This is a genomic window from Dawidia cretensis (genome assembly GCF_018598175.1).
In the GTDB taxonomy this organism is placed as follows: Bacteria; Bacteroidota; Bacteroidia; order Cytophagales; family Cyclobacteriaceae; genus Ohtaekwangia; species Ohtaekwangia cretensis.
Genome location: NZ_JAHESE010000001.1, coordinates 721,783 through 748,463, shown reverse-complemented (window position 1 = coordinate 748,463; position 26,681 = coordinate 721,783). Strand labels below are relative to the sequence as shown.

General features: G+C 49.9%; 31 protein-coding genes and 1 tRNA gene. 13 read left to right on the top strand and 19 right to left on the bottom strand.

Annotation, left to right across the window (positions count from 1 at the left end):
* The first annotated feature begins 226 nt into the window (after positions 1 to 226).
* Both KK062_RS03325 and KK062_RS03320 read left to right on the top strand, forming a co-directional pair.
* Complete coding sequence (locus KK062_RS03325) at positions 227 to 553, top strand: metalloregulator ArsR/SmtB family transcription factor (RefSeq protein WP_254082809.1); 327 nt, start codon at positions 227 to 229, stop codon at positions 551 to 553.
* Positions 550 to 1,056 carry an SRPBCC family protein gene (locus tag KK062_RS03320; protein ID WP_254082808.1) on the top strand — a complete coding sequence of 169 codons (507 nt, stop codon included), beginning with the start codon at positions 550 to 552 and terminating at the stop codon, positions 1,054 to 1,056. The genes KK062_RS03325 and KK062_RS03320 overlap by 4 nt, the downstream gene beginning before the upstream one ends.
* A 376-nt stretch (positions 1,057 to 1,432) precedes the next feature.
* On the opposite strand, the gene KK062_RS03315 is transcribed toward KK062_RS03320, so the two are convergent.
* From KK062_RS03315 to KK062_RS03305, 3 genes are all read right to left on the bottom strand, one after another.
* A complete protein-coding gene (locus KK062_RS03315) occupies positions 1,433 to 2,557 on the bottom strand; it encodes a M23 family metallopeptidase (protein WP_254082807.1) in 1,125 nt (374 codons plus the stop codon).
* Entirely contained in the window at positions 2,554 to 3,015 is a 462-nt protein-coding gene (locus KK062_RS03310) for a DUF4268 domain-containing protein (RefSeq protein WP_254082806.1), read from the bottom strand. The genes KK062_RS03315 and KK062_RS03310 overlap by 4 nt, the downstream gene beginning before the upstream one ends.
* Before the next feature lie 89 nt (positions 3,016 to 3,104).
* Positions 3,105 to 3,944 (bottom strand): dienelactone hydrolase family protein, encoded by an 840-nt coding sequence (locus KK062_RS03305; RefSeq protein ID WP_254082805.1) that lies wholly within the window; start codon positions 3,942 to 3,944, stop codon positions 3,105 to 3,107.
* A 222-nt stretch (positions 3,945 to 4,166) separates the two neighbouring features.
* Here KK062_RS03305 and KK062_RS03300 point away from each other — a divergent pair, with 222 nt between their 5' ends.
* Positions 4,167 to 5,276, top strand: coding sequence for a DUF3179 domain-containing (seleno)protein (locus tag KK062_RS03300; RefSeq protein WP_254082804.1), 1,110 nt, complete (start codon positions 4,167 to 4,169; stop codon positions 5,274 to 5,276).
* A 7-nt stretch (positions 5,277 to 5,283) separates the two neighbouring features.
* Here the strand turns inward: KK062_RS03300 and KK062_RS03295 are convergent, their stop codons facing one another.
* Positions 5,284 to 8,346: a glycosyltransferase family 117 protein gene (locus KK062_RS03295; RefSeq protein ID WP_254082803.1), complete on the bottom strand. Its 3,063-nt coding sequence runs from the start codon at positions 8,344 to 8,346 to the stop codon at positions 5,284 to 5,286.
* Positions 8,347 to 8,480: 134 nt separating this feature from the next.
* Here KK062_RS03295 and KK062_RS03290 point away from each other — a divergent pair, with 134 nt between their 5' ends.
* The 5 genes from KK062_RS03290 (at position 8,481) to KK062_RS03270 (ending at position 12,041) form a co-directional block, all read left to right on the top strand.
* Entirely contained in the window at positions 8,481 to 9,713 is a 1,233-nt protein-coding gene (locus KK062_RS03290) for a sensor histidine kinase (RefSeq protein ID WP_254082802.1), read from the top strand.
* Positions 9,710 to 10,417 (top strand): response regulator transcription factor, encoded by a 708-nt coding sequence (locus KK062_RS03285; protein ID WP_254082801.1) that lies wholly within the window; start codon positions 9,710 to 9,712, stop codon positions 10,415 to 10,417. The genes KK062_RS03290 and KK062_RS03285 overlap by 4 nt, the downstream gene beginning before the upstream one ends.
* 66 nt (positions 10,418 to 10,483) lie before the next feature.
* The gene (locus KK062_RS03280) at positions 10,484 to 10,786 is read left to right on the top strand and encodes a hypothetical protein (RefSeq protein WP_254082800.1); all 303 of its coding nucleotides are present in this window, start codon (positions 10,484 to 10,486) and stop codon (positions 10,784 to 10,786) included.
* A gap of 494 nt (positions 10,787 to 11,280) precedes the next feature.
* Positions 11,281 to 11,646 carry a DUF4180 domain-containing protein gene (locus KK062_RS03275; RefSeq protein WP_254082799.1) on the top strand — a complete coding sequence of 122 codons (366 nt, stop codon included), beginning with the start codon at positions 11,281 to 11,283 and terminating at the stop codon, positions 11,644 to 11,646.
* A 322-nt stretch (positions 11,647 to 11,968) separates the two neighbouring features.
* A tRNA-Arg gene (locus KK062_RS03270) sits at positions 11,969 to 12,041 on the top strand.
* Positions 12,042 to 12,048: 7 nt separating this feature from the next.
* Here KK062_RS03270 and nhaA read toward each other — a convergent pair.
* The 4 genes from nhaA to KK062_RS03250 form a co-directional block, all read right to left on the bottom strand.
* Entirely contained in the window at positions 12,049 to 13,215 is a 1,167-nt protein-coding gene (nhaA, locus tag KK062_RS03265; protein WP_317195736.1) for a Na+/H+ antiporter NhaA, read from the bottom strand.
* Positions 13,216 to 13,488, bottom strand: a complete 273-nt coding sequence (locus tag KK062_RS03260; RefSeq protein ID WP_254082798.1) for a hypothetical protein — start codon at positions 13,486 to 13,488, stop codon at positions 13,216 to 13,218.
* Between the two features lie 84 nt (positions 13,489 to 13,572).
* A complete protein-coding gene (locus KK062_RS03255; protein WP_254082797.1) occupies positions 13,573 to 14,031 on the bottom strand; it encodes a hypothetical protein in 459 nt (152 codons plus the stop codon).
* A gap of 153 nt (positions 14,032 to 14,184) precedes the next feature.
* Positions 14,185 to 15,189: an RDD family protein gene (locus tag KK062_RS03250; protein WP_254082796.1), complete on the bottom strand. Its 1,005-nt coding sequence runs from the start codon at positions 15,187 to 15,189 to the stop codon at positions 14,185 to 14,187.
* 173 nt (positions 15,190 to 15,362) lie between these two features.
* Here KK062_RS03250 and KK062_RS03245 point away from each other — a divergent pair, with 173 nt between their 5' ends.
* Positions 15,363 to 15,809, top strand: coding sequence for a DoxX family membrane protein (locus KK062_RS03245; protein WP_254082795.1), 447 nt, complete (start codon positions 15,363 to 15,365; stop codon positions 15,807 to 15,809).
* 11 nt (positions 15,810 to 15,820) lie between these two features.
* Here KK062_RS03245 and KK062_RS03240 read toward each other — a convergent pair whose 3' ends face one another.
* The 4 genes from KK062_RS03240 to KK062_RS03225 form a co-directional block, all read right to left on the bottom strand.
* Positions 15,821 to 17,059, bottom strand: a complete 1,239-nt coding sequence (locus KK062_RS03240) for an RNA polymerase sigma factor (RefSeq protein WP_254082794.1) — start codon at positions 17,057 to 17,059, stop codon at positions 15,821 to 15,823.
* Between the two features lie 51 nt (positions 17,060 to 17,110).
* A complete protein-coding gene (locus tag KK062_RS03235; protein ID WP_254082793.1) occupies positions 17,111 to 17,458 on the bottom strand; it encodes a YciI family protein in 348 nt (115 codons plus the stop codon).
* A gap of 46 nt (positions 17,459 to 17,504) precedes the next feature.
* Positions 17,505 to 17,957: a carboxymuconolactone decarboxylase family protein gene (locus KK062_RS03230; RefSeq protein WP_254082792.1), complete on the bottom strand. Its 453-nt coding sequence runs from the start codon at positions 17,955 to 17,957 to the stop codon at positions 17,505 to 17,507.
* Positions 17,958 to 18,062: 105 nt separating this feature from the next.
* Positions 18,063 to 18,404 carry an MmcQ/YjbR family DNA-binding protein gene (locus KK062_RS03225; RefSeq protein ID WP_254082791.1) on the bottom strand — a complete coding sequence of 114 codons (342 nt, stop codon included), beginning with the start codon at positions 18,402 to 18,404 and terminating at the stop codon, positions 18,063 to 18,065.
* Between the two features lie 105 nt (positions 18,405 to 18,509).
* On the opposite strand from KK062_RS03225, the gene KK062_RS03220 reads away from it, so the two are divergent.
* Positions 18,510 to 19,775 carry a serpin family protein gene (locus tag KK062_RS03220; RefSeq protein ID WP_254082790.1) on the top strand — a complete coding sequence of 422 codons (1,266 nt, stop codon included), beginning with the start codon at positions 18,510 to 18,512 and terminating at the stop codon, positions 19,773 to 19,775.
* A complete protein-coding gene (locus KK062_RS03215; RefSeq protein ID WP_254082789.1) occupies positions 19,726 to 20,388 on the top strand; it encodes a CPBP family intramembrane glutamic endopeptidase in 663 nt (220 codons plus the stop codon). Before KK062_RS03220 ends, KK062_RS03215 begins: the two co-directional genes overlap by 50 nt.
* A 14-nt stretch (positions 20,389 to 20,402) precedes the next feature.
* On the opposite strand, the gene KK062_RS03210 is transcribed toward KK062_RS03215, so the two are convergent.
* Genes KK062_RS03210 through KK062_RS03185 form a run of 6 tightly spaced genes read right to left on the bottom strand, consistent with a single transcriptional unit; the run spans position 20,403 to position 24,484 of the window.
* Entirely contained in the window at positions 20,403 to 20,945 is a 543-nt protein-coding gene (locus KK062_RS03210) for a DUF2721 domain-containing protein (protein ID WP_254082788.1), read from the bottom strand.
* A gap of 7 nt (positions 20,946 to 20,952) precedes the next feature.
* Entirely contained in the window at positions 20,953 to 21,336 is a 384-nt protein-coding gene (locus tag KK062_RS03205) for a sensory rhodopsin transducer (protein ID WP_254082787.1), read from the bottom strand.
* Positions 21,329 to 22,528: a D-arabinono-1,4-lactone oxidase gene (locus KK062_RS03200; RefSeq protein WP_254082786.1), complete on the bottom strand. Its 1,200-nt coding sequence runs from the start codon at positions 22,526 to 22,528 to the stop codon at positions 21,329 to 21,331. The genes KK062_RS03205 and KK062_RS03200 overlap by 8 nt, the downstream gene beginning before the upstream one ends.
* 8 nt (positions 22,529 to 22,536) lie before the next feature.
* The gene (locus KK062_RS03195) at positions 22,537 to 23,574 is read right to left on the bottom strand and encodes a Gfo/Idh/MocA family protein (RefSeq protein WP_254082785.1); all 1,038 of its coding nucleotides are present in this window, start codon (positions 23,572 to 23,574) and stop codon (positions 22,537 to 22,539) included.
* 24 nt (positions 23,575 to 23,598) lie between these two features.
* Positions 23,599 to 24,156 carry a BON domain-containing protein gene (locus KK062_RS03190; RefSeq protein WP_254082784.1) on the bottom strand — a complete coding sequence of 186 codons (558 nt, stop codon included), beginning with the start codon at positions 24,154 to 24,156 and terminating at the stop codon, positions 23,599 to 23,601.
* Positions 24,157 to 24,193: 37 nt separating this feature from the next.
* Complete coding sequence (locus KK062_RS03185; protein ID WP_254082891.1) at positions 24,194 to 24,484, bottom strand: peptide deformylase; 291 nt, start codon at positions 24,482 to 24,484, stop codon at positions 24,194 to 24,196.
* Between the two features lie 30 nt (positions 24,485 to 24,514).
* Here KK062_RS03185 and KK062_RS30670 point away from each other — a divergent pair, with 30 nt between their 5' ends.
* Positions 24,515 to 24,637, top strand: a complete 123-nt coding sequence (locus tag KK062_RS30670) for a hypothetical protein (protein WP_262899146.1) — start codon at positions 24,515 to 24,517, stop codon at positions 24,635 to 24,637.
* Positions 24,638 to 24,844: 207 nt separating this feature from the next.
* On the top strand, positions 24,845 to 25,405 hold the full coding sequence (locus KK062_RS03180) for an HD domain-containing protein (protein ID WP_254082783.1): 561 nt from the start codon (positions 24,845 to 24,847) through the stop codon (positions 25,403 to 25,405).
* 297 nt (positions 25,406 to 25,702) lie between these two features.
* Here KK062_RS03180 and KK062_RS03175 read toward each other — a convergent pair whose 3' ends face one another.
* Positions 25,703 to 26,659, bottom strand: a complete 957-nt coding sequence (locus KK062_RS03175) for an NADP-dependent oxidoreductase (protein ID WP_254082782.1) — start codon at positions 26,657 to 26,659, stop codon at positions 25,703 to 25,705.
* Positions 26,660 to 26,681: the final 22 nt, after the last annotated feature.

The following is a 26,681-nucleotide window of genomic DNA, read 5'->3' as shown; positions in this document are numbered from 1 at the left end:
TCTGTAATACCGGCTGTGCTGGTGCAAGAGTCAGCTCGTAACCCCCAAAAGGCTACTTATTATGCGCTGTAATTTTGCTCCCACCAACCCGTTTTCCAATAAAAAACACCCTTTTTAATCTATTTTATGGGGATTTTAAAAAATCTTCAGAAATATGTAGCCATTTAACTTCAACTCACGTTATATTTGTAGCCACATAGCTACACAACCGGTAAACAGTTGAAAAATGAAACTACGAAGAGACCCATTTCAAGCTATTGCCGATCCCACGCGGAGGGCGATACTGGTGCTGCTGGCGTCACAAACTATGACTGCCGGCGCTATTGCTGACAACTTTGATGTTGCTCGTCCTACGATCTCCAAACACATGCAGGTGCTGAATGAATGCGAGCTCATTACCGCCACGCAAAAGGGGCGCGAGATTTACTACGAACTAAAAGTTGACAAGATGAAAGAGATAGATCATTGGTTAGCTCAATTTCGAAAGATTTGGGAGGACCGCTATAATCAATTAGACAATTTATTATCCATCATTAAAAAGAACGAACCATGAAAAACAACCTGTTATTCGATTTCATTGCTGACAAAGAAAAAAACACACTCACCATCAAAAGAGAATTTGCCGCCGGACGTCAACTGGTGTGGGATTGCCATACAAAGGCCGAGCTCCTTAACCAATGGTTCGCGCCCAAACCCTTAAAAACAAAAACAAAACACATGGACTTCCGCGAAGGCGGCTATTGGTTATACGCCATGATCGACCCGCAGGGACCGGAGTATTGGGGCCGCACAGAGTATACGAAGATCACGCCGATCGAAAGCTACGAAACGCTTGATGCCTTCAGCGATGAGACCGGCGCCATAAACCCCGACCTGCCGCGTGCTCAGTGGGTGGTAACGTTCACCCCGACGGGCAATGATAAGACCCTCGTACAAACCGTGGTGACATACAAGTCGCTCGAAGCGCTGGAGACCGTCCTCAACATGGGTATGCAGGAAGGAATGATGTCAACCCTCGAAAGATTGGATGACCTCTTGTTAACCTTAACAAAATAAAGAGCAACGATCGACAAAGAAGCCTGCTCTCAACGAGCAGGCTTCTTGTCTTGCCATCAGGGACAAGACCAGTTCACTGAAATGCAAACAAAAATAAGAGGCTGTCCTATTGTAAAATAGAACAGCCTCTATAGTGATTGTTTACTAGTTTGAATCTTATTCAATCGAAGTATTTAAGCATTTGACAGTTGTCCAAAACTTATGTTCTGTCTACTTTTTCAAAACTTAATCAATCACACTGTCACTTGTACCAAACCCGTGCCAGCCTGAAAATGCTTTAAACTGAGTCGTTTACCGGTAGCGCTTTTTGATATGCCCTGCACAGTCCACAAATTGGTGAACCCCGTACTCGTATCAACGACAGGCACGTCAATTATCACTCTTGCACAAAGCGAATGACAGTGTTGGGCGCCGGACGTTCGCGCACCACGCGGGCTGAAGCTTTTACAGGTGACCAAACTGATTTTCCAAATACGCCGAAATCCGGATAGCGTCCCACTAATTGAAAATCCAGAAACACAAATGGCAGCCCTTCCGCGCGCAGCGGCAAGGGCGCATTGGCAACATGCAAGTGCAGATGCGGCCCGGTAGACTGCCCGGTAAAGCCTATCGCGCCGAGCACTTGTCCTTTACGAACTCGCTGACCTCGCCATACATGAATACTTCCCGGCTTCAGGTGTTCATAAAAAACAACCTGGCCGTGCCCGATGTCGACCGCAACAAAGTTACCCGTCGCATCTGTCGCCGCATACGCGGGATGCCCCGACAACGTCGGACTCTCTGTAAAATCGGTTCGCATGGCAACGACCGCTCCATCGGCAACGGCATATACTGCATTACCATATCCATACCAGTTGGCTACGCTGTCCTCATTTCCTGAAGCATACCGCCCGACGGAATCCAGCCGTACAAAGTCGATGGCAAAACGTCCGGGCAGGTAATCTGTGTTGCCGAAGGTAAAGCACACTCGTCGGTGGCCACGCTGCCACACAGGACTATAGATAGCTGCCCAATTCCCTTCGCGCAACGGTGCGGCTAAAATAGGAACAGGGGCCTTTGCAATGGGGACCACAACCGACAAACGAAAGAAACCGGATTCTTTGTCTTTGTTTGGAAGGGCGTACTCCAGTTGATGGTTTAAAATGCTGTCGTCAGCGTGCAAATTTTCCAATTCGATATAAAGCGTGGACGTATTTTGTGGAACAAGAACCGCGTCACTCATGGTGTCATCCAGCGCACTGCCTTCAATCGAAAGCAACGGACCCGCGCCGGAAATCTCTACCCTTCTTAAACGAATTGTATCGGACGAGATATTCTTAAGCTGTAATTCATAATAGATTACACGTTTGCCATCGATCGTTACTCGTTGGGGCGCCTGCGGAATACGCACCACTAATCTTTTATCCGGCCACTGCCCAAACGCAGGAGCCGACACAAAAAAAATCAACAAACCTATACACAAGAGCACTCTTATTATCCCAGGCTTTACCATCGTTATCATTTCAACGTTTCAAAACTATATTTAGCATCCTCCCAGAAGTGGTCGAGAGCGATGATCCTGGGCTTAAAGAAGGAAATTAATTCCGGCCAGTGATCTCTGTCAAAAACGGAAATCCCAGGTAGCTCGGTATAAATCCGACTAATCACCTTCCCTTCCTCCACGGGCGCGTGCAGCTGCCACTGCCATTCCTCCTCCAACGTAGCATGCAAAAGGCTTCTTAATTCCAGGAACTGCTCAAAATACAATTCCTGAATCGCCGGATCCCGGTGCTCGATCGATATACTAATGACCGCAGCTTTACGCCCGGTGTCCATCCGGAAGTAAACGTCTTTGAGTTTGGTGTGATAGTTCACCCAGTTGATCTTGAACCCCTCGGCAGAAGGGATTGGGCTCATATACTTCCCGAACGTAGTCCAGAATTCTTCTTTGATGCGCGATGCTTCGTCCCGTGCAAACATGACCCAAAAATACGTGGAAGGAATCAGATGTCTATAAAAAACAAAAGGCCGGATCGTACCGGCCTTTTGTATGCGTGGGCAGTGCCCGATTATTTCAGTGCGTCTGCCAGGAACGTCTTCATTTCGATCCAGGAAGCAGAGTCCGCTGCCGCGTTGTACGAAATCGGCAGGTTAAATTTCTTGCCAAGCTCGGTAGCCGCAGGATTGGTGAAAGCGTGCTGTGCGCTGTCGTAGGCCTTAAAGGTATACGTAGCACCGATGCCATCCATCTCTTTCTTGAAGGCCTCTACTTCTGCCGGCTTCACCATCGGGTCGGCGTTGCCATGGCACACCAGAATCTTCGCCGTCAGCGTTTCCTTCTTGGCAGGCACACCACCCATCAGGGTACCGTGGAAGCTCACAACAGCTTTCAGGTCGGCATCACCCAACCGTGCTGTGTTCAGCAATACGCCACCGCCAAAGCAGTAACCGATGGCACCAATGCGGGTAGTGTCTACCTGGCTATACGTTTTCAGTTTGGCAATCGCGGCGTCGATACGCGCCTTTGCCAACACAGGATCCTGATAAAAAGGAGTAGCCAGTGCACCGGCATCAGTCGGGTTATCAGCCGTCTTGCCGTTGCCATATACGTCGGCCACCAGGGCTACGTAACCCAGCTTAGCCAGTTCGTTGGCGCTTGTCTTTACATGGTCGGATACACCCCACCACTCCGGCACGACAATAATCCCGGGGCGTTTGGTTGAATCCGTTTGATTATAAGCAACATACCCGTTCATGGTTGTTGTATCGAGGCTATAGCTCACCGCTTCCTGGGCATAGCTCGGTTCTACCGGCTGGGGGGCAGCCTCTTCGGCAGGCTTTGGACGGCTACAAGCCGCCAACAATACCAACGCTGACAGGAGGGCAATGGACATTCTTTTGATGCTCATGATTCTTTGGCTTTAATAATTTGCGGGCGAAAGATACGGAATTGGCATTTTTACGCTCTACCGGTCAAAAAAAATATGTGGTTAAGAACCTATTCATAATGACCGGGAGAACAAACTTGTATTGAAACCCAGTGCAATGGGTATGTTACGTGTCAAATTTTGATTTCTACTACATTCTATTTAGTTTATGTGGACCGTGTGAGAGCGCACACCACTAACCCGATGAAAAAACTATACTACGCCGGCCTGATCGGCCTCGGCCTCTTTGAAATCCTCAATGTATACTTCATTATGCCCATGCCCGGCAGTCAACAACGGGAGACCCTTGACATGGCTTACTTCTTATATACCAGTCGCTGGTTCTTCCGCGGATTGTTCCTGCTGCTGATCCTTTGCAGCGTCCGATCAGCCTTTCGTACTCCGCGACGCTGGGTACCTGTTGTGGCCGCCCTCCCGGTTCTGTTGATCGTGTACTTTTTTAACTTTCAAATGACGGCAGACCACATGTTTCTGCAACCTGCCACGATCGCCTTCCGGTCAAAAGCCGAAAGCACGTTGAGCGACAGCAGCCTGGTTATTGCCGTAAGTAACGGCCGTGAGGCCAAGGCATATCCCATCCGGTACATCCAATATCATCACCAGGTGCGTGACGCTCTCGGTAGCACCCCCATTATGGTCACGTATTGCAACGTGTGCCGTACAGGCCGCGTGTTCCAGCCTGTCGTGGATGGCCAACGCGAAAACTTCCGATTGGTGGGAATGGATCATTTTAATGCCATGTTTGAAGACAATACTACGGGCAGCTGGTGGCGACAGGCAACCGGCGAAGCCGTGGCTGGTCCATTAAAAGGGACTGTATTGCCCGCCGTGCATTCCACGCAACTTACGTTACAGAGGTTCTTCTACCTGTACCCTTTTGGAAAAGTGATGCAGGCAGATGTTGTTTTTAAGGAGAGCTATGATACGCTCGGCCGCTTTGAGAAAGGTAAAAGCAGAGGTGAGCTTACACGAACGGATTCAGGTTCGTGGAATGCCAAGTCGTGGGTGATAGGCGTCGTGGTCAACGGCCATGCCAAAGCATATGATTGGAATCAACTCAAGGAGGTCCGCATCGTGCATGACAGCCTCGGCAGTATACCCATTGTGGTGACATTGGCGTCCGACAATCAGTCCTTTGCCGTATTTCAACGACCCGCGGGAGTACACTTTGTCATTCAAAACGACTCTTTGGTCTCCGATCAGGGCCAGGCTGAACTGAAGTCACTCCCGGCTTACCAGGAGTTTTGGCATAGTTGGAAACAGTTTCATCCTGATACGGAAGTGTATAAGTAAATACAATCTATACTCCCAAATCCACCAGCCTGGCTTTATACTCCTCCTGCCCTAATTGATGCAGTAGTTCTGCGGACTGATATGCGAGGTACCGATCCAACTGATCCACCGCGCGATGCTCTCGCAGACTCGCCTGCACACGATCATACTGAAAATTAAACAAACTGGCACACAGTGTCCGCGCCGAATCAGTCTTCCCGACGGCCTGTAACAGATCGGCCGCTTGCAGACCCGCGTAGCCCGGATCGAGGTGTGGCGGATATAATTTATCAAGTGCCGCCTGTAATACATCGCCTGCACGGTCGCGATCGCCCTGTCGAAGCAGTGTTATCGCCAGCGTATTCACAGACATACGCACCGGCGCAATCATTCGGGCCTGGTAATCCTCCGTATTGAAATAGACATGGGCGTCCGCCAGGTTTGTATAGTCGGCGCGTTCGATCAGGTTTCGATAGGCGAGTTGCGTATCCACCACGGGCTCTTCCCCTGCCTGCTCAATCGGTGCCAGCCGATATACCTGGCCCTCTTGAATCACATGCTCCTCCAGCTCCACGTCGAGCGAGTGCAACGAGGTGAAATTAAAATAGACCGGGCGCTTCCACTGATTGGACGCTACTACATCTAAAAATGCTAACGTGTTTTTGGTCATGTAGCTACCCTTAACGTTGAATGTTATCTCGGGCAACGGCGTATATCCTGCCTGTCCTATCATGCCCGTTGTGTCCACCTTCAATCTAATGGCCGAGGAGGGCAGGATATTGTATGCATCACCACCAGCCGACTGCACGCGCAGGGCTGCGTGCTCTTCGTGCAAGAGCTGCAGATATTTTTGAACATCTATCGCTCCTTTCACCGATTGACGGACATAGAGCACATCGTTGATTCCATATTGCAAATAATCCTTTTCTGTCAGGGTAAGCGCAAAAGGAGGCGAGTCATAATACGGTCGGCGCAACTGGTTGACATACCAGTCTGTATTAAAATAGCTCAGCACCACCACCCGCACATCCGTCCGGAAGCCTTCTACATCCTGCAAATACCACAATGGGAACGTATCATTGTCACCGCCGGTAAACAAGATTGCGCCTGGTGCGCAGCTATCCAGCACGTTACGGGCGTTAGCCATTTGAAAAGTTCGGCCCGCGCGATTGTGATCGTCCCAGTTCTGGCAGGCCATCCACGCAGGCATCGCCAATGCCAGCACACTAATACATGCCATCGCCGCACGTCCCGCCGGCAGAACACGTGCCAGGGCAAGCATACCCAGTCCCGTCCAGAGCGCAAAGGCCATATAGGAGCCCACGTAGATATAGTCACGCTCACGCGGTTCGCTGGGCGGCGAGTTGAGGTAAAGCACGAGGATGACTCCTGTCAACAAAAAAAAGAAAAGGTTTATAACAAAACCTTTGCGGTCCGTTCGCTGCTGCGCCACCAGGCCCACGATGCCCAGCACCAGCGGTATAGCCCAATATTGATTGCGGGCTCTATTCTCATACCGGGGTTCGGCGGCCACGTGCAGCGCATCCCACGGCTTTAACCAGTCACTTCCCTGCACGTCACTCGCCCGGCCGGAAAAATTCCAAAGAAAATAGCGAAAGTACATGTAGCCTAATTGATACGAAAACATAAACTTTACGTTGTCACGGAAGTGGGGCACCTCTCCTTCGGCCAGGCCCGCCAGCCTGCGATAATTTTTGATATGATCCGGGTCGTTGCTATACATGCGCGGCAGAAATGTTGTCCGCGCCGGATCATAGCGGTAATCAGACACTGTACCGGCTACCTTATAATCCGTCGTCGTTTTGTAATACATACTCCGGCCCGTGGTAACCTCTGCAACCTGCGCGTCAAAATACGGCCCTGTCAGCAACGGACTGGTCGGATAAGACTCACGATTCATATACGCTTTGCTGAGCGGCAGGTTTTCGGGATTGCCTTCGTCGATCGGCGGGTTGTGGCTCGACCGGATAAAAATCATGAGATACGGCGTAAAGCCCAACAGCAAAAACACCGTCGCCCAGGTATAGGGCCGGATGGCGGGGTATCGCCTGACACTCCACACCACCGCGCCCGTAATCACTGCGAGCAACGCAAACACACCAGTATAAAATGGCAGGTGTAATACATTGACCAGGAACCGGTCCCACGCGAACGCAAATTCAAAGATACCAATGGCCACCACGCGGTTAACAACCACTATCAAAACAAGCCCTGCCATCGTCGTCATCAACACATTCCATCTTGTAAGCTGACGATCGCGTGTATACCATACCAATGGCAACACCGGCAGGATCAGCACACTCATCGGATGAATACAATATCCTAACCCTGTAATATAAAAGATCAGCACAAGCCACCGACCGCGTAGCGCCTCCGGTATGTCATAGCTTCGTAGCATGAGCCACAGCAACAGCACGAGAAAAAAACACGCGGGTCCATACGTTTCCGCCTCTACCGCCGAAAACCAAAAAGAATCTGAAAATGCCAGGCATAAACTACCACCCACCGCAGCCATCGCGATCACACCGCGCGATACAGTCCACGTAGCCGTCATCTTCTCACCAAAATAGTAGATCAGGTAAAAAACCAGGTATATCGTTAGCGCGGAAAAAAGTGCGCTCATGGCATTCACGCATACCGCCACACGGGAAACATCGCTTCCGGCGGCCATTGAAAACAAACGACCAACTAACAACAGCAGCGGTGTGCCGGGAGTATGCGGCACCTGAAGCTTGTAGACGGTGGCAATAAACTCCGAACAATCCCACACGCTTGCCGTCGGCTCCAGCGTCACCAAATAGGTCGTCAGGGCGACAACAAAAACGATAAACCCCGACAGGTGTTTCCACGTTTCTTTCCGCAGGAAGGACCACGAAACCGGGAGGGTAAATCCTGCGCCAAGAATGGCGAAGACGGGTAAAACAAACCCGACCAGCAACAGCGGTGGTGCCACCCAGCGGGTCAGCGGGCCAAAACCCTGGGCAACCGGATCGTATAGCATACCGCCATACCCGGCCACGAGAAGTCCCAATGACAAAAGCAATATGCGGTAGTCCTTAACAGTAAACATAGGGCGTTGAATTATGCTGTAAGGCTACCAAAACACAACGGACCGCCGCGTTAAGGAGTGTAAAGAAGTGTTAATGGAGTGTTAAGGGGGTAGCGACGGTATACAACGGACACAATAAACGGGTATCTTGACGTATGAATAATAAACATCTTGGTCGCATTATTCTTTTTGGCACGTGTGTATTGACATGCCTGCTCATTCTGCAGGTATACTGGTTCCGCAAGGCCTTTAACGTGGCCGAAAAGCAATTCGACCACAGCGTTCAAGTGGCGTTGAAACGGGTAGCCGATTCCGTAGCCCGCAACCCCGAGGTACGAAAACTCTCCTCCAACTTTTACTTCGTCGTAACGGGCAGCCAACTCGACAGCGAGCTACTCGACGACCAGCTTCAAAAGGAATTCCTCATCCGAAGCCTGAACCTCGACTATGAGCTTGGCGTCTACAATGCCCATGACGATACGCTGGTGTATGGCAACTACATCTCCGCAACCCGGCCCGCATCGGCGCCCGAAGACACAGCCCAGGAAGCGTCGGCCGACGAAAAAAACTTTGCCGTATACTTTCCAAAAAAGAACAGCTTCGTCGCCGCCCAACTCGATATCTGGATCTTCTCCACGCTCGCCCTGTTGCTGATGATGGGATTTTTCGCGTATGCGATCTATTCGCTATTACGCGAACGAAAATTTGCAGCCCTGAAAAACGATTTCATCAACAACATGACGCACGAGTTTAAAACTCCTGTCACAAACGTGCGCATCGCCGGCGAGATCCTCAAGAAAAAAATCCCCGAGCCTGATAACCTGCACGTATACATCGATATCCTCTTAAAAGAAAATGAAAACTTACGACGAAAGATCGACCAGGTATTGTTGGGAGCTTCCGTCGACTACATCCGTAGACCCGCGCTCGAAGTAGTACACGTACACCAATTGATTCGCGAGTGCGTCGAAGCCTTTCAACTCAAAGTGCTGGAGCGCAACGGATCATTGATCGTCGAGCTTCATGCCGAACGTAACACCGCCATTCTCGCTGACCGCGAGCTCCTGGCCCAGGCCATCAGTAACCTGATCGACAACGCCGAGAAATACTCCCGGCAGCGGCCCAATATTCTCATACGCACCAGCGACTGCCGGGAAGGCATCGCCATCCACATTGTCGACGAAGGCATCGGCATAGACCGAAGCATGCGCACCAAAGTGTTTGAAAAATTCTTCCGCGTGCGCTCAGGCGATGTGCACGACGTGAAGGGCTTTGGCCTGGGATTGAGCTTTGTAAAAAGCGTTATCCGATCACACCGGGGCAAAGTCAACCTCTTGAGCGAGCTGCACAAAGGAACCGCCGTACAAATCATTTTGCCTGCGGTATGAGCATCGCCAAACAGATCATGGTCGTTGAGGACGACGAAAGCCTGGGTTTCCTCATCAAAGACTCGCTCAGCGCTCATGGCTGGGCCGTCCAGCTGTATACTACGGGTGAAAAAGGATTGACCGCCTTTCACAACCACACGTTCGACCTCTGCATACTCGACGTCATGCTGCCGGAGAAAGATGGCTTCGCCCTGGCCCGCGAGATTCGTAAATATAACCAGGGCATACCCATTGTATTTTTGTCGGCTAAAAACCAGACCGAAGACCGCATCAAAGGATTCCAGATTGGCGCTGACGACTACGTCAGCAAACCCTTCAGCCTGGAAGAGTTTAAATACCGCATTGAGGCCGTCCTGAAGCGCACCGGCGGCAATCAAACAACTTCGACCGACAGGGCTTCCGTGTTACAGATCGCCGACTCCATTCTTGACATTCACAATTTATTACTCACCGCAGGCGGGGTATCGACACGTCTCACCTACAAAGAGTGTGGCATGCTCCAACTGTTTTTCCGCCACCCGGACAAGGTCATCGAGCGCGATGTCTTTCTTAAAACCATCTGGGAAGACGACGGCTTTTTTGTAGCCCGTAGCATGGATGTGTTTGTTTCCAGACTGCGCAAATATCTCAGCCACGATAGCGCGCTGCGCATTGAAAATATCCGCGCCGTTGGATACATTCTGAAACGCGTGGCGGTGGCTTAAGGGTCATACGGCTGCTATGGAATTTTTTCAATACTTTTACCGTTGTCCGTGTAGAATAATACAACCATGAGCACCTCATACACACCAGTATCGTACGACGTCCGTGAAGTCATTGAAGATCAGATCACGAAGGGCACCCATGGAAAGATTTTTTATTGGGGAGAAGAACAAACCGTAGAGGAACAGATTGGCCGCGTGGAAAAACTGGAAGAAATTCCGGGGCAGGGCATGTTCATTACACTCGACACCGGCGCGCAAGTCCGGATCGACCGCATCATCACCTTGTTTGGCAAGCCGGGCGCAGCATACGACGAATACGACGCATTTGCCAATGCGTGTCTTTCTTGCACGGCAGGAGTGCCTTTGTGAGAGAAATCGCAACAATTATAAAACCCTGTCGCCGGCTTTTCCGTAAAGCATCAGACAACAGAAGTAACAACGTAAACACGAGTATGAAACCGGGTAACAACATCTTAGCAATCGACCTGCGATTTAACAGCAGCTGCGACTTTGCGGATTGTCGTGCCTATTTGGGGAAATATTATTTATTGTAGCTCTTATCAGGTTTTAATAAATATATAAAGCCCCGGGCACTGCTCCCGGGGCTTTTTTGCTTGTGGGAGTTTTTATTGGAGATTAAGCTAACTAAGTAGAAGCATCCCGTTGAAACCGGGAAGGACTGGAGCGTCACCAGAAATCTCCACAGAGGGCAGCCCGTATGCCTGGGTAATTATATCCAGCGCTTAGGTTATGCCGGTGGCGCGATAGCATAGTCGCTGAAAAATGCGTCCACTTACACCACGGAGTGGAAGATCGAGGTTAAAGCCCTCCGCGCCACAATACATTAAATTTGATAGAGACAAATGAACCACGTATTGCACATTGATCATCGCGAGCCTGTTGCGGAAATATCGACCAACAACCCGGTGATCCAAACCGCCCAGGAGTTCCTGGAAGCCATGATGAACTTACCAGCCGACATTATCGTCGTCCACCAGGCGACGCTGCACGACTCGTTCTTCGACCTCCGCAGCGGACTGGCCGGCGAAATTCTACAAAAGGTTGTAAACTACTCACGGCGTATGGCAATCGTTGGCGACTTCACGCGCTATACCAGCAAAAGCCTCCACGATTTTATTCGCGAAAGCAATCGGGGCAATACCGTTGTATTTGCTTCGACGCTAAGTGATGCCGTGGAAAAATTGAGAATTGAAAAAACAGCTGAATAAAAAAATATCACCAACGGGCAACCTAAACAATACAACCTCGTATAGTTGAATCATGAAAACAACCCATATACATATCGTACGCCAACCGCGCCGACCCTTGCTACCGGACCGGGAGGCCATGCTATTGTGTATACTGGATCAATGACATTGTAACAGCATTGCATTCATCATACAAAGCCTCCTCTAATGGAAGGCTTTTTTATTTTTAATACATAGGGTAATGGAGGAGTCAGGCCGTCCTCGCAAAAACAGAGTGAGCGTGAAAGCGAGAGCGAACACATTCACGCTGTTTTCCTTCACTTTCGCTCTCACACTGATTTAATGCCCTGTCGTCTAATGGATCAGGATACAAGGATGCGGACCTTGTGGTGCAAGTTCGATTCTTGCCGGGGCAACTTTTGATCACGTAAGTGATTCTTCCGCCGATGACTTCGCGCGGCAGGCCCTATTCAGTAGTATAAAACCCACGCCACCCGCCAGTATAGACGAAAGAAGAATGACAATCTTCGACTCGCTGATAAAGTGTGGTTCGTCAAATGCCAGCAACGTAATAAAGATCGACATCGTAAATCCAATACCCCCTAAAAAACCTGCACCAATAATCTGTCCCATCGAAAGATCGTCCGGAAGGCGTGTCAGCTTTACCAACGACGAGACGTATGAAAATATCGAAATACCCAACGGCTTGCCGACAAACAAGCCGACAAAGATGCCCAGGCTGTTGGCCTCCACCAATGAGTGTATCCAGTCTGCAGGAAGCGTCACGGCTGTATTGGCCAGCGCAAAAACCGGTAGAATGAAAAATGCGACAGGCTTGTGTAAAAAGTGCTGTAGAATATACGAAGTAGATTTTTCATCACCATTTCCAAACGGTATGGCAAACGCCAGCAACACGCCCGCAATGGTTGCATGAATACCGGAGTGCAGCATAAAATACCACATTACGATACCGCCAACCAGGTACGGTATGAGGTTACGAACCTTCGCTCTGTTCAAGATCAACAATATACCAAATACGCCGAGCGCGATCAGCAAGTTTGTCCAGGCCAGTGAGCCGGTGTAAAAAATGGCGATAACCAATATGGCACCCAGGTCGTCAATCACAGCCAGCGCTGTCAAGAAGATCTTTAACGATACCGGCACACGGTTTCCCAGCAGCGACAACACCGCCAATGCAAAAGCAATATCGGTTGCCATCGGAATACCCGCGCCTGCCTGTGTAGGCGTACCGTGGTTAAAAGCGAAATGAAGGCCTGCCGGCACAAGCATACCGCCCATGGCGGCAACTACCGGTAGTAACGCCTGTCGCAGCGTGGAGAGCTCCCCAATGTAGACCTCCCGTTCCAGTTCCAGTCCGACAAGCAAAAAAAAGATGGCCATCAATCCGTCATTGACCCAGTGCGAAAGACTGTGATCAAACACGTGATAATCCCAAAAAGCCAAATATTCATGCTGCCATACCGAGTTGGCCAGCACCAGTGATACCACTGTACACCCCATCAGTACCAACCCAGACGATTTCTCACTATGAAAAAAGTCGTCGAATAGCGCGGTCAATTTCATTGCCATCTATTCCTCGTCGATCGAACCCTTCATGAGTGCACGGTATTGAACCATCAACCGTTCTTCCAATCCTTCTTCCGGCGTATAGCCCTGCACCTTTATGGAGGTCCGGTTGGAGTTTGTATTGCTGACCGGCGGTGTGACACCACTCACCTGCATGCCCAGCCGCTGCATGCCGATCGTTCGGTTCATGAAGGCATTTGTATTACCGTCCTGCCCGCAGACTTCAAAGGTCTTTTTAGCGTCGTCTTTTAATATCAGCCAGTTTTTGGAGTACATAAAAATGAAAATTCGGTCAAAGATTCAAACTTTGACGTTCAATTCCTAAAACCGACCTCTCCGGAAACCAGGAATGAAACGAGTCTACGCGAAAATGACCAGAAGAGAAAGCAGAATAGCGTCCATGACGAAGCCCACCATGACCGACAACGAAAGGTCGTCTGTATCGCCTTGCAAATAACTTGTACGCAACACAGGCTCTGACACAATCACATAACGATTTCCCAACGTGCGCAACCGGTCTATTTCGCACCGCTCACCCTCACCTGCTACTTTGATGACAATATCGTCGGGTTTTACACATGAACTGGCCAACAATGGAATACCACAATATTCCAGGTAATTATATTCCATCATCCGTGACACCTGTTTCATCATGCGCAACATATACAGCTCATAGGACTCGTTGGAAAGAACGATTACCAGGTCGGCTCGTTCCACCAGTGTTTTCGGCAGGCTGATTACCGCCAGCGACATTCGACTGGCGATATTCTCCCGCGTAATTCCTTCGGCAATATGAATCAATGCTTCTTCGGCAGCCATAGTATGCAGATAAACCGGAATGAAAATCACCGCTACACGTATCTTACACAACCACTATCGATATTACGAAAAAACGATCAAAAAAGAAAGGCTGCCTACATAGACAGCCTCGCTTCAACCGACTTATTTTTATTCTGCCACTGCGCGATAGATTTAAAAGATACCGTCCATATTGTATAGTATAATGCCCAGCGCGACGATAGCCGGAAAAATGAGGAGATAACGTGTACCGTCAACACCTGTCTGCTCCTCCTTTACCACGCGTGTATACGAAATATTGTCATGCCACAGGCCATTCCAGAAAAAAGACAAAGGTTCAAATGGTATAAACCGTGACAGCGTTCGCCTTACAATAAGGCCGGGAATTGCCGGATCTCCATCGACATCCATCACGCGGGTTTCGGTCATAAACTTACCCGGTGTTGCTGCGAGGGTCATTTCAAAGAGAATGTAATAGATCGTCCGGGCGATCACCAACAGTATCACCACGGCATTCCGGGAGCCAAAGGTCTCTTCCATCCTGGACAGCCACTCTGGTACAAGCTGGGTGCCCAGCGGCAAAAAGATCAATACACATACGATCAGATCGATTAAAGCATTTGTAAATCGTTGTGGCCCCGAGGCCTCCTGCAACATAAGAATCGGTTCTTCGGGTAGACCTGACTGTACCGTAACCAGCACCTTTTCAGCACGCAGCACCTGCAACACCCGATACGAGAAATATGCCAGTGCTGCATTCTTTGCCAGCGTAATACCGTACAAAATCCATCCCATCAACGAGAGATCGACTTGAAATTGGCTGCGAAAAGCGGATGGCATGAGAATAGAGAAAAGGATCGTCAATACGTTGCTCATCATAACAATCGATAGCACAAAACGTATCAACCGGGTCTCACGCCTCTTTGACGTACGGTACAGAATTGCACCTGCAAAAAGCATCAGATAACAAATCACATCCGGAAAGCCAATGCGCGGCCCCTGCCATACCCGTGCATACTCCAGGAAACCGTGGGTTCGAATTTGCACAATGCTCAACAGGTGCTGTATTTCAGCGAGCAGGGGGAACACGGCCTCTTGAACAGGAACGAACATGAGAAACTCCGCTACCAATCCAACCAGGGAAAAGGCGAACGAAATAAGAATAACTTTTTTAGACATAAAGGTTTAAGGTTGAGCAGTAAAAATACCGGCTCATATTTCCCATTTCCCTGTCATTTTTCCCGAAATGGTACACAGGCAAAAATCCTGATCATTGTGCATGTCGCATTTCTTAAACCAGTTTAAGAAGGAAGCTTTGGCGATACCAGATCTTTGGGGGCATCCTTCACGATATGAAAACAACCACAACAACCCTTTCACAGGCATTTCTGCGCCTGGCGCTGTCCGCATCCTATCTGTCGGCTGTAGCCGATCGGTTTGGTCTGTGGGGGGCACCGGGTACTCCGGGCGTGAGTTGGGGCAACTGGCAGAACTTTATCGCATATTCCAATTCGGTTAACAGTTTTGTGCCGCCACTCCTGGGCAACGTACTGGCCATCGTGGCCACTACGCTGGAAGTAATATTACCCGCATTATTGCTCATTGGCTATAAAATACGCCTCGCATCCTTGGCCTCGGGTATAGTATTACTGTTGTTTGCCCTGGCAATGACCATTAGCTTCGGCATGAAAGCACCGCTAGACTACTCGGTGTGGACTGGCGCCGCCGCCTCATTTCTCCTGAGCGCCCTGCCTACGTACCCCTATAGTCTCGACCAGGCGATTGCGTCAAATCGATAAAAGGCCGTACGCTATTGGTTTTCCAGCAGTCGCGCGATTGTGCGTTGCAGGGTTGCCTTGTCTGCGGCAGAGGTAGTCAGATTCGCCGCCGTCTCAAAGTGTTGCAAGGCTTTACGATTGTCGATACCCGTGTATAGATTACCTAACAAAGAGTAGTAAAATGGATTGGTCGTAAGCTTTAGTTTCTCCGCCTCTGCAATCGCGACCTCCTTACCATGTGCTTTTGATAACGCAAACGTACGGTTCAAGGCAGCAATGGGCGAATACTCCCGGATCAATAAGTCGTTATACAGGCTTAGAATGTTCTCCCATTTTTCGGCAGTATCTTCTTTCTGCGTATGCCAGTAAGCAATTCCAGCCTCTAAGTGGTAACGTGTTACCGCTGTACCGATCGAGGCGGCATTTAAAAAATAGGTGCCGCGCGCGATCAATTCACGATTCCACAACGCCACGTCCTGGTCTTGATACAAGATCGACTCTCCTTGCTCATTTACCCGCGCGTCGAATCGCGAAGCATGAAAACACATCAGTGCCAGCAACGCATGTACCGGCGGCTTGCAGGTAATGTCATTATCCAGTAATAGTGCACACAACCGCATAGCTTCTGCGCAGAGGTCTTTGCGTAGCGTGGTGTCCCGAGACGTGGAGTAATATCCCTCCGAGAACAGTAGGTATAACGCCGTAAGGACCGTATTAAGCCGTTCATTTATCTCCGTCAACGTAGGTTGCTCAATCCGGATGTTGGATTCCTTTAATTTCTCCTTGGCACGGCTCAGGCGTTTGTAGATCACCTCTTTGTTTGTCAGAAAAGCATCGGCGATCTCTTGTGTACCAAACCCGCACAGCAAGTTTAACGCCAGAGCCACTTGCGCCTCCGTTGAATTTACAGGGTTACAGATGGTAAACATCATCGCCAGCTGACTATCGGCAATGTTTTTATGAGACAGGTCCAGGTCGAGCTCCTCCGCCTTCTCAGCGGTGTAGCGTAGCTCGGGCGAAAGTTGCTTCTCAAAGAGCGTATTCCGCTTGAGGTAGTTCCGGGTTTTGTTTTTGGCGACCGTATATAGCCAGGCCGTGGGATTGTCCGGCACGCCATGCAGACTCCAGTGCTCGGTGGCCGTCAGGAACGTATCGCTCACAAGGTCTTCGGCAACCTGGATGTGCTGAATACCGAACAAATACGAAAGTACCGAAACGATGTTCCGGTACTCCGTTCTGAACAAATGCGGTATCAAGGCTTTGTCGTCCATCTTCCGTAAGAATGCCCGGGTAAAACTACAAAGACATTCTTTTACTGCAACTTACATCGTGGGCGCCGCCATACGTACTTCCACTACAGCACCCCATTTAATAATGGGGCATCCCTGGGCTATCTCCACCGCCTCCTCGTAGTCGTTCGCACGTATAAAGAACATCCCACCGACCGACTCCTTGATTTCAGCATACGGTCCGTTCAGTACGACATTGTCTTGCTTCACCACGCGACCCGTCAGATCCCAGCGCCGCGGCGGCGCCACCAGCTTATTCTGCGCCGCAATGCCACCGATCCAATCCTGGAAAGGTTTAATAGATTGCTGCATTTGCTCTGGCGACGGCGTTGCATCTTTACTGGTCAGGTCCCGGTGAATGATCAATAAGAATTCGTTCATAACATATAGGTTAAAGTTCTGGTTTATGTTTCACTAAAACTCAAAATTAACCGAATTGGCCTACCTGGTAGGTTCCAATGTTTTGTGGGAAAGCGATATTGACACGATTCCAGGCATTGATCGACGCCACTGCCAGCGTAAGGTCTACCAGCTCTTCTTCTGAAAACTGCTTCAATGCTTCCGCATACACTGCGTCAGACACATCGCATTTGTTAACAGCTTCGGCCCAGGCCAATGCGGCACGCTCGCGGTCGGTATAATAAGGAGCTTCACGCCATGCGCTCAGGCCGTACAACCGTTGCTCCGTCTCGCCGTGCGCACGCGCATCTTTATAATGCATGTCGAGGCAGTAGGCGCAGCCGTTAATCTGCGACAAACGAAATTCTATCAGCTCGCGCAGCGAGGCGCCAATGGGTGACTTCTTTAGATAACCACCCATGCCAAAAAGCGTTTTTAAAGCTGCCTGCCCTTTTTCCCAGGGATTAAGTCGATTGTTCATAATGTTGAAATTTTTGATTGTATGCCCAGTTGACAATCGATCTGACGCTTCTGGACATATTCTGGCATTTTTTTTTAAAAATCTTTAACTTCTTCCTGGAGGAGTCTATTCTCCAGTGACCTGTTCAGCCAATTTTGCGGGCGCAACCGTACAATAGGCGGTCATCAAAACCTGCTGAAATAATTTCTTTTTTACCTTCTTCAGCTCCACCAATGTCCAACCCTGTTTACCCCACTTGTTAGGGACGGGATAAATGGCAGTCTTATCGGCTGCCGAGAAAATATTCTGGTCCATTTCTGACAACTTGAGCGATGCCTGGTTGTTCCCGGCATCATAGGTTGCAAATATCTTCTTCCGCACACGAAACGATACCTTCTCAAAATGCGGCTCTTCCGTAGCCTCTGGAAAAGACAAGGCGACTTTGCGGAAATAATCTAATGTTACCATAACCGAAAGTAATGATTTCACCACTCCAGAAAAATAGCATCTATAGCGTATAAGTCCGGCTCGGTATTTGTAGATTTCGCGGTCCAATACATCGGACCCCCTACCATGAAAATAAAGACCGGCCTGGCCGTTGGCATCTTCACTGTATTAGTATCCTGCCAAACCCTTTCGGCGCAAGGGCTTGTGGCCGCCGCCAACACGTCCTTTTCTATCGACTTCTATAAACAACACAGTGAAAAAGAGCCGGGAAATGTATTTTTTTCACCCGTCAGTATCTCCATCGCCCTGTCGATGGTATATCCCGGCGCACGCAATGAAACCGCGGAAGAAATAAAAACTGTCATGGGTTTCCTGAAGAAACCAGAAAAGCAAAGTGCCGAAGTTTCATACCTCATACAAGATGTGACCGCCGCGGGCAGCCCCTTTAGGGTTGTCAACACGGTGTGGGTACAAAAAGGAGTTCCCTTTCAACAGGAATTTTTAACAATCACCGCCGAGTATTTTAAGACCAGCTTGAAGGAGGCTAATTTCGACGATCCCGAAGGTGCCCGACAGGAGATCAACAAGACGATCGAAACCCAGACAAACAACAAAATCAAAGAGCTGTTGCCAACAGAGGCCATTCATTCCGATGTACTCATGGTGCTAACCAACGCCGTCTACTTTAAAGACTCCTGGGCTTCTCCCTTTAAAAAAGAGCTCACGTCGTCACAAAATTTTTATCCGACGTCTGGCGATCCCATAAAAACTATGTTCATGCAACATGCGGGAAAGTTCCCGGGCTTTGAAAATGAAGTTGTATCTGTTTTGGAATTACCCTATAAAAACGCAGATTATTCGCTGATTGTCCTGCTGCCCAAAGGCGACATGAAGACATTCGAGGAGCAATATCTTACCGCGGAAAACTATATCGAATGGACGAGCTCCTGCCAATCCGTACCTTTTAAAGAGATCGTATTTCCACGATTTAAGATGGACCACCGTATCGACGTACAAAAAATCCTGAAGGATTTCGGGATGACACGTTCGTTCAATGCGAGTCAAGCTGACTTTACAGGCATTTACGACGGTCCGGAAAATCTGTTTATATCCGATATTCTTCACAAAGCCTTTATCGACGTAAACGAAGAAGGTACCGAAGCCGCCGCCGCAACAGCCATCGGTATGGCGATCCGAGGCGCGGCGCCAACGCCGCGCGATTTCATCGCTAACCACCCTTTCATCTTTGTCATCCGCGAGAAAAATCCGACTGCATTTTATTCATGGGCAAACTTGCCATGCCGGAGCCCACGAAGGAATAATATCTTCGATAACCATCGCCATGAAAGATACTATCAACCCCATTATTCCCGACAACCACAGAATAGCTGAAATAGTAGCTGTCCTCCTAACAGCCGTGGGAAAATTTATATTCATGGATACATTGCAGTGGAAACTACCGTTTATACTTTCCATTATCGGAGGATGGACGATCTACGTTCTCTACAGGTGCCGAAGCACGCCCGGAATCCTATCCTACTGGGGTTTCCGACGTGATACATTCAAGGATGTAGCTCGCAGAGTACTGCCCTTCGCTGTCACTGCCATCGTGCTCTGCCTTCTCGTCGGATATTACCGGGGAACGCTTAACCTTACCTGGCATATTTTTCCAATCCTGCTGCTTTATCCCATCTGGGGCTGCATTCAACAATTCCTGGTCGTCGCCCTGGTGGCGGGCAACTTACAAGATCTAAAAAATCATTCTGTCAATCACGCAACTGCTATTGTAACCGCCGCGCTACTATTTGGCCTGATGCATTATCCCTATTATTGGCTTATGATCGGCACCACTATCCTGGCCCTGTTGTATGGTTTCATCTATCTCCGAAGCCGAAATATCTATGTTATGGGGGTCTTCCACGGCTGGCTTGGCGCATTGTTCTTTTATACCGTCGTTGGCAGAGATCCTTTTGCCGAGATCTTCGGAAAACTGACACAGCCCTAGCACTTATATATTCCCTATAGCTTAAACAAATTGCGCCAGCTTTTGCGCACGGCCTTTTTTACAAATTCCGGCGCGTTGGGCCGGCTGGTTTCGATCGCGAAGTCCACCTCGTCGGCAATGACGCTGTACGTAAGCCGCGATTCAATGATCAGGATTGCCGACGCACAAAACAAAAAGCTGGCGCCTATCATGCCGAGCGCGGTGGGGATCCAGGTATACCGCAGGTGTGTAATGGCAACCACACCGATCGCCAGACTGGTCGTAACAAAAAGACCCAGGCTCACATACAAAAACGTCATGGCGCGTGTCAGCAGCTTGCTGCGCCGTGCGCTCTTTTCCAACAACGTATAGAGAATCCGGCGTTTAGCCTCATTGGCCGACTCCGGATCGTGACTCCTTTCGATTTGCATAAACTCCTGTGACGTCTTTCGCACACGTTCAATAACACGACTCAACCGCTGGGAGGTCGTCATGATTAAAGATCCGCTCGCCATGATCAATACCGCAGGGGTGATCATGCTGGTGAGGATGCCGAGGGCAGCGTTTGTTTCGTCCATAGCTATATTACGCGGATGCGTGGAAAGGTGTTACACAAAAACCTGTGGCGCTGCGAGAACGTGTATCCATCCGGCTAAACTGTACGACAACGGCGACGCTGGATTGTATGATAAATCCGAATAGTTTATCCAACGGAATGGGCAGGGGGTTGATCAGGTCATTAAAACGGATCTTGCGTATCCGCCTCGCTTTCACACATATCGTGTGATCTTTGACAGGGTCCCCGTCTTCATAAAAGATGGTGATCGTAATGTCAGCATCCTGCGCAGACGTGTTTAGAATTGCAATTTTATCATGACTTGTAAAAGTCGGCTCATGACCCGTCGACGTCAACGGAATGTGCCCGGCCGCAAATGCCCATGTCTTTTTACCCAGCGCTTGTTCAGCCATTGTCTTCCGGATTAAGCAACTCGCGTAAATGATCATTCATAAAACAACCTTCCGGATCAAATGATGTACGTACAGCGCGAAAAGCACTCCACTCCGGATATAAACCCTGGAGGTGCTCCGCCCGGAGGTTATGTTTCTTTGCCCAATGCGGTCGTCCGCCGTGTGCACGAAAGATCGGTTCAATGTCGTTAAAGAACGCCTCAAACGGCAAGCCGGCATTGTGGTGAAGTGAGATTGATACACTGTCCCGGCCGTAATGCGGACTCAGGTAATTCTGGTCTGCTGCAATTGTTCTATACAACACACGCCATGCTACCATTTGCCGATGTTTATCTTTCATGCGCTCCCGCACTTCACGAAAGCATGCTATGCCTTGCTCGCGTGGCAACGCATACTCCATTTCATCAAACTTCAGGGTACGTTTGCGCGGCAATATCTCGCCAACGAATCCTTCCTCGTCATCGACGCAACGAAAGCCGGCAGGAAAAGATGCGGTACCGCGTCCTGGTTCATTCAGCACCCGTACCTTGATTTCATCGCTGCGCGGATACCAATAAAAATCCACGTTCCGGTTCTCATCCGACAGGGCATTAAAATGTTCCAGACACGTCTCGACATCGGTACACAGTTCCAATCGTCGTAGCCGGAACAACGGCAGCACGCTCACGGCAATCTCCGTAAAGATACCCAATGCCCCCAACGACACGCGCATCGCACGCATCACTTCGGCATGTGTCTCCTCCGAAAACACCTGGACATTCCCCTCGTAATCTATCATCCGCACACCCTGTAATATCGATGCCAGGTTCTGCAGGGCCCGGCCACTGCCATGCGTACCGGTCGCAATAGCGCCCGCCAGCGTCTGCACATCCACATCGCCCGTGTTGAACAATGCCAGCCCGACGCGCTGCAATTCCATGTTTGCCTCGTGTATGGTAGTGCCCGTACGAAATGTGGCCGTTCGCCTGAAGGTGTCGTATGACACCAGTCCTTTAAAATGATGTAAGTGTAATAATGTGTCCGACGTCGCTACCAGCGGCGAAGACGAATGTCCCGCTGCCGCCAGCCGCACTTTCTTTCCGGCGGAGCGACTGTGACGAATCACTGCCGCCAACGCATCTTCATTTTCCGGACGCACATATTCCTGGGGCGTGAACCGTAACGATCCCGACCAATTTGACCATTCCCGCATGTTACTATCTACAGCTCAATTAAGTCCTGGTATGCTTCCAGGTGTAACGTCACCCGCTCGCCGCCTTTTCGCGCCGATTCATAAATAGCCATCATAATTTCTACATCACGCATACCCATCTCACCCGACACCCGGGATGTTACACCACGTTTAACACACAACGCAAAATCATCCAGCTGCGCCGCTTGCTGACGGATCGTCGGAAACTCCATCGGACCTTCCGACGTCTGGCCTTTCAACCCTTTATACTCATACGCGGGGTTCAATTCAAACCACCCACGTTCCGCAGTGACCCGCAGCAAATTGCCGTCTTTGCTATAGCTACTCTCACAAAGCGCCTTTTTCCCACTGGCAAATTCCATTTCCCATTGAATACCCTCCTCCACCGTACGAAACAAGTCCGGCTTAGTCTTCGGCGAAAACTCGGCCCGCACGGCAACCGGTAATTCGCCGGTAACAAACAGGGCAGCCTGCACGCAATAAACGCCGTTGTTCATCAACGGTCCACCGCCTGCCAGGGCGCCGTCGAGCCGCCATTCTTCTTTCTCCAGCGTCATGCTATCATCGGCAATAATACGTTTTACGTTGCCAAAAACTTGATCCTGCCCAAGATGCATCATCTCTTTGTTGAACGGATCGAAGTGCAGCCGATACCCGATCGACAACAACACGCCGGCCTCCTGGCAAGCGCGGATCATCCGTTGACACTCCTCCACGGAAGTTGCCATCGGCTTCTCGCAAATAACATGCTTGCCTGTTCGTGCTGCACGAACAACGTACTCAGCATGCAATGCGTTCGGCAAAACCACATATACAATATCAATGGCGGGGTTCGCCGCCATCGATTCAAAAGTATCGTAGTTATAAAGATTGCTGCCCGGTAGGTCGTATTGCGCCTGCCATCGCTTCCGCTTTTCTTCGCTGCTGCTTACGACGCCAGCGAGATAACAGTGTTGTGTTTCCTTCAGCGCCGGCCCCAGCTGTCCTTCGCTATACCGGCCCAGGCCCACCAATGCCACGCCTAACTTTCTCTGATCGTATGTCATTTGCTTCCTTTCTACAGTTACGTCTTATGCCGTTACATTCCGGCGAATTTCAATTTCGCGCTCGCCCTTATTAGAATTTTCACCAACCGTTTCGGGCGCGCCCTGCTGCTCGAACGTCGTTTCTATTCGAATTCTGTTCTCAACTTGCAACACCCCGGGTACCGCCTCAACAATATCTTCTGCACGACGCTTCATCATGCGATCCGGCACCGTGCCCGACAGCACCACTTCTCCCAGTTTTACCTCTACTGCAATGCCAGAGGCATCCACATAAGGATCGTCCGCCAGACATTCACTGACATCTTCCACTATACGATCGTCTGAACGACGGTAATTCCGGGGACCCTTGCCGCGATGTATACCGGTATGCTGTTCAGCATTACCGCGTATATTACCGCGTTCCGACATGTGTGATATTTCATTTTCAGGATAGGGCTCATGGGAATATGAATATTTATCATCCCGATAGCGGTTCCTGCGGTCCTGACCGGAACTTCGCTCAATTTCGCGGTTGCGCATCCCATCGCCTTCGCGCCGCGAGCTGGCATAAGCGTCTTCGATTTGCTGATTGTAGGTTCTCATAAGAAATTCATTTTGATTTCCGATAAAAATGCCATAGCTAGGGACAATAGCCGTTAAATATTATGCCTGGCGTTGAAGAGCATGAGGTGGGGCATGAAAATAGATAAATCGATGGCATGGCAACCCGAATAAAAAACCCCGAGATCGACGGCCCGCAAAGATTCCTGCGAAGACTCAGATAGTCCAGGTATAATACTTTGCGCGTGTGATCATATTCATGCTGAATCATTCGCGCGGTGGCACCTGCAAAAGTGCGCGTCTGTTTTATAAATGCCCAATCGAAATATTCAACTGTAATCGACCACGGCCTTGAGACGTTGCGACTCAACGAAGGTATACTCAAACACCCCTCGTCGTCATGTTCATCGCCCGGGATATAGAACCGTATGGCACCACGCTCGACAAAAGAGAGATAGTTTTCCAGCTCACCTTGTTGGGTGATCACGGCGCCTTTGGTAAAGACATGCTGATGAAAATGTGAAGCAATAAAACTCCATTCCGGTTCGCTCAACTGGATGATGCGTTCGTAACATTCGCGAATGTAACCCATAGTGCCTTTTTCCGTATATCCTGTTATACGAAGATACCATATCTACACTTCCAATGCCCGTCGACCGGCATCAGATCCGGACCTCGGCAATTCCCGACAGATCTTTCACAAATTTCTCACTTTTATTATTTCGCAACTATGACCAACCCCTGGCCCATTGACGCATTGCAAGATGCCTGGCAGCTCGCGACCCGCATGCACGACGGACAAAAATACGGCGGCTCCAACCCCGGCGAACAAATCGAATACATGAACCATATCGGCAGCGTGGCATTCGAAGTACTTACTGCCGCCGCAATTGAAAAAGACTTCGACACCCACCTCGCCATACACTGTGCCATTCTACACGACACGCTGGAAGACACTGCGCTGACCTACGACGAAATTGCCAACCAGTTCGGCTCCGTCGTGGCCGAAGGTGTGCTCGCCCTCACCAAAAGCAATGCCATTGCCGACAAACAAACCAAAATGCTCGACAGCCTGGCCCGTATCAAAAAGCAACCAAAAGAAGTCTGGGCTGTAAAAATGGCTGACCGCATCACCAACCTCTACGCGCCGCCGTTCTATTGGGACAACGAAAAGAAAAAAGCCTACAAAGCCGAAGCGCTGTTGATCTACGATGAGCTGAAGGACGGCAGTCACTATTTGGCAGAACGTTTGGCCGCGAAGATCGAAGCCTATCAACGCTTCCTGAAGTAGTCGGGGCTCTGCTGGAATTGAAAATTGAACGGTATAGAAACAAGAAGAGGCTGTTCTTTTTTATTTCAAAAAAAACAGCCTCTGGTATCGATCGCACACTTACCCATCATAGATTGGCAAGGCTGTCAAAATATAGCGGCGGCAGTTATCCGGAAATTCACATCTCGGGATATTGCCGATACTATTTTCCAGATCGACATTCGTACAGACATAAATAGCGTGCCCGCAAAAATAATTGATACAGGCACGTTTACCGTGTAGTGCTTTTCCCGGCTGCTTCCGATCTTCTACAAATCGTTACCCACTTACATAGTTACCTTGTTTCACATCAATGGCAATCTTGCCCAGGATCTGGTGCTCGTCCTTGGCGCGGTAAGCTTCTTTTGCTTCCGTTAGCGCATAGATCGCCGAAATGTGCACTTTTAAGACACCTTCATCGATTAGCTTCGCCACTTTTGCAAGCACCCTGCGGTCGATACGGGTCATCTCCAATACGGCCCGCACACCAAATTGCCGTATTGCATTTTCGTCGGGCTTCATTAACATCGACACAATAATGCCGTCGCGCTTAAGTACATGAAAAGATTGATTATAGATGCCGCCACCGACGGTATCGAGCACGGCGTCATAGTTGCGCAACTTCCATTCAAAGGCGTCTTTACGATAATCGATCACTTCATCGGCACCCAGGCTTTCAACAAATTCCACACCATCACCCGAAGCCGTGGCCGCAACGTAGGCACCAACATGCTTGGCCATCTGAATCGCAAACGAACCGATACCACCGGATCCGCCGTGGATCAGCACGCGTTGTCCGGCTTGCAGCTTCATATGTTCGAAGATCGCCTCGTATGCGCTCGTCGCCGCTAACGGCACCGCCGCCGCTTCTAAAAACCCCAGACATTCCGGCATCACGGCAACCGAATCTTCCGCCGTAACCGCATATTCCGCAAATGCCCCGGAGCCTTCCCGTAAAACACTCGCTTGCCCAAATACCCGGTCGCCCACCTGAATATGCTTCACTTTATCACCCACCATTTCCACCACACCTGCCACATCCATACCCAATGTGGTCGGTAAATGCATTTGCGATCGGTAATATGAATCCTTCTCAATAGACTTTGCATCCACCGGATTCAAACTCGAAGCATGCACTTCGATCAGCACTTCATTATCGCGTGGCAAAGGCTTTTTCACCTCTTCCACCTGCAGCACCTCGGGGCCGCCAAATTCATGGATCGTAACTGCTTTCATATCTCGTCTTGGTTGTTTCACA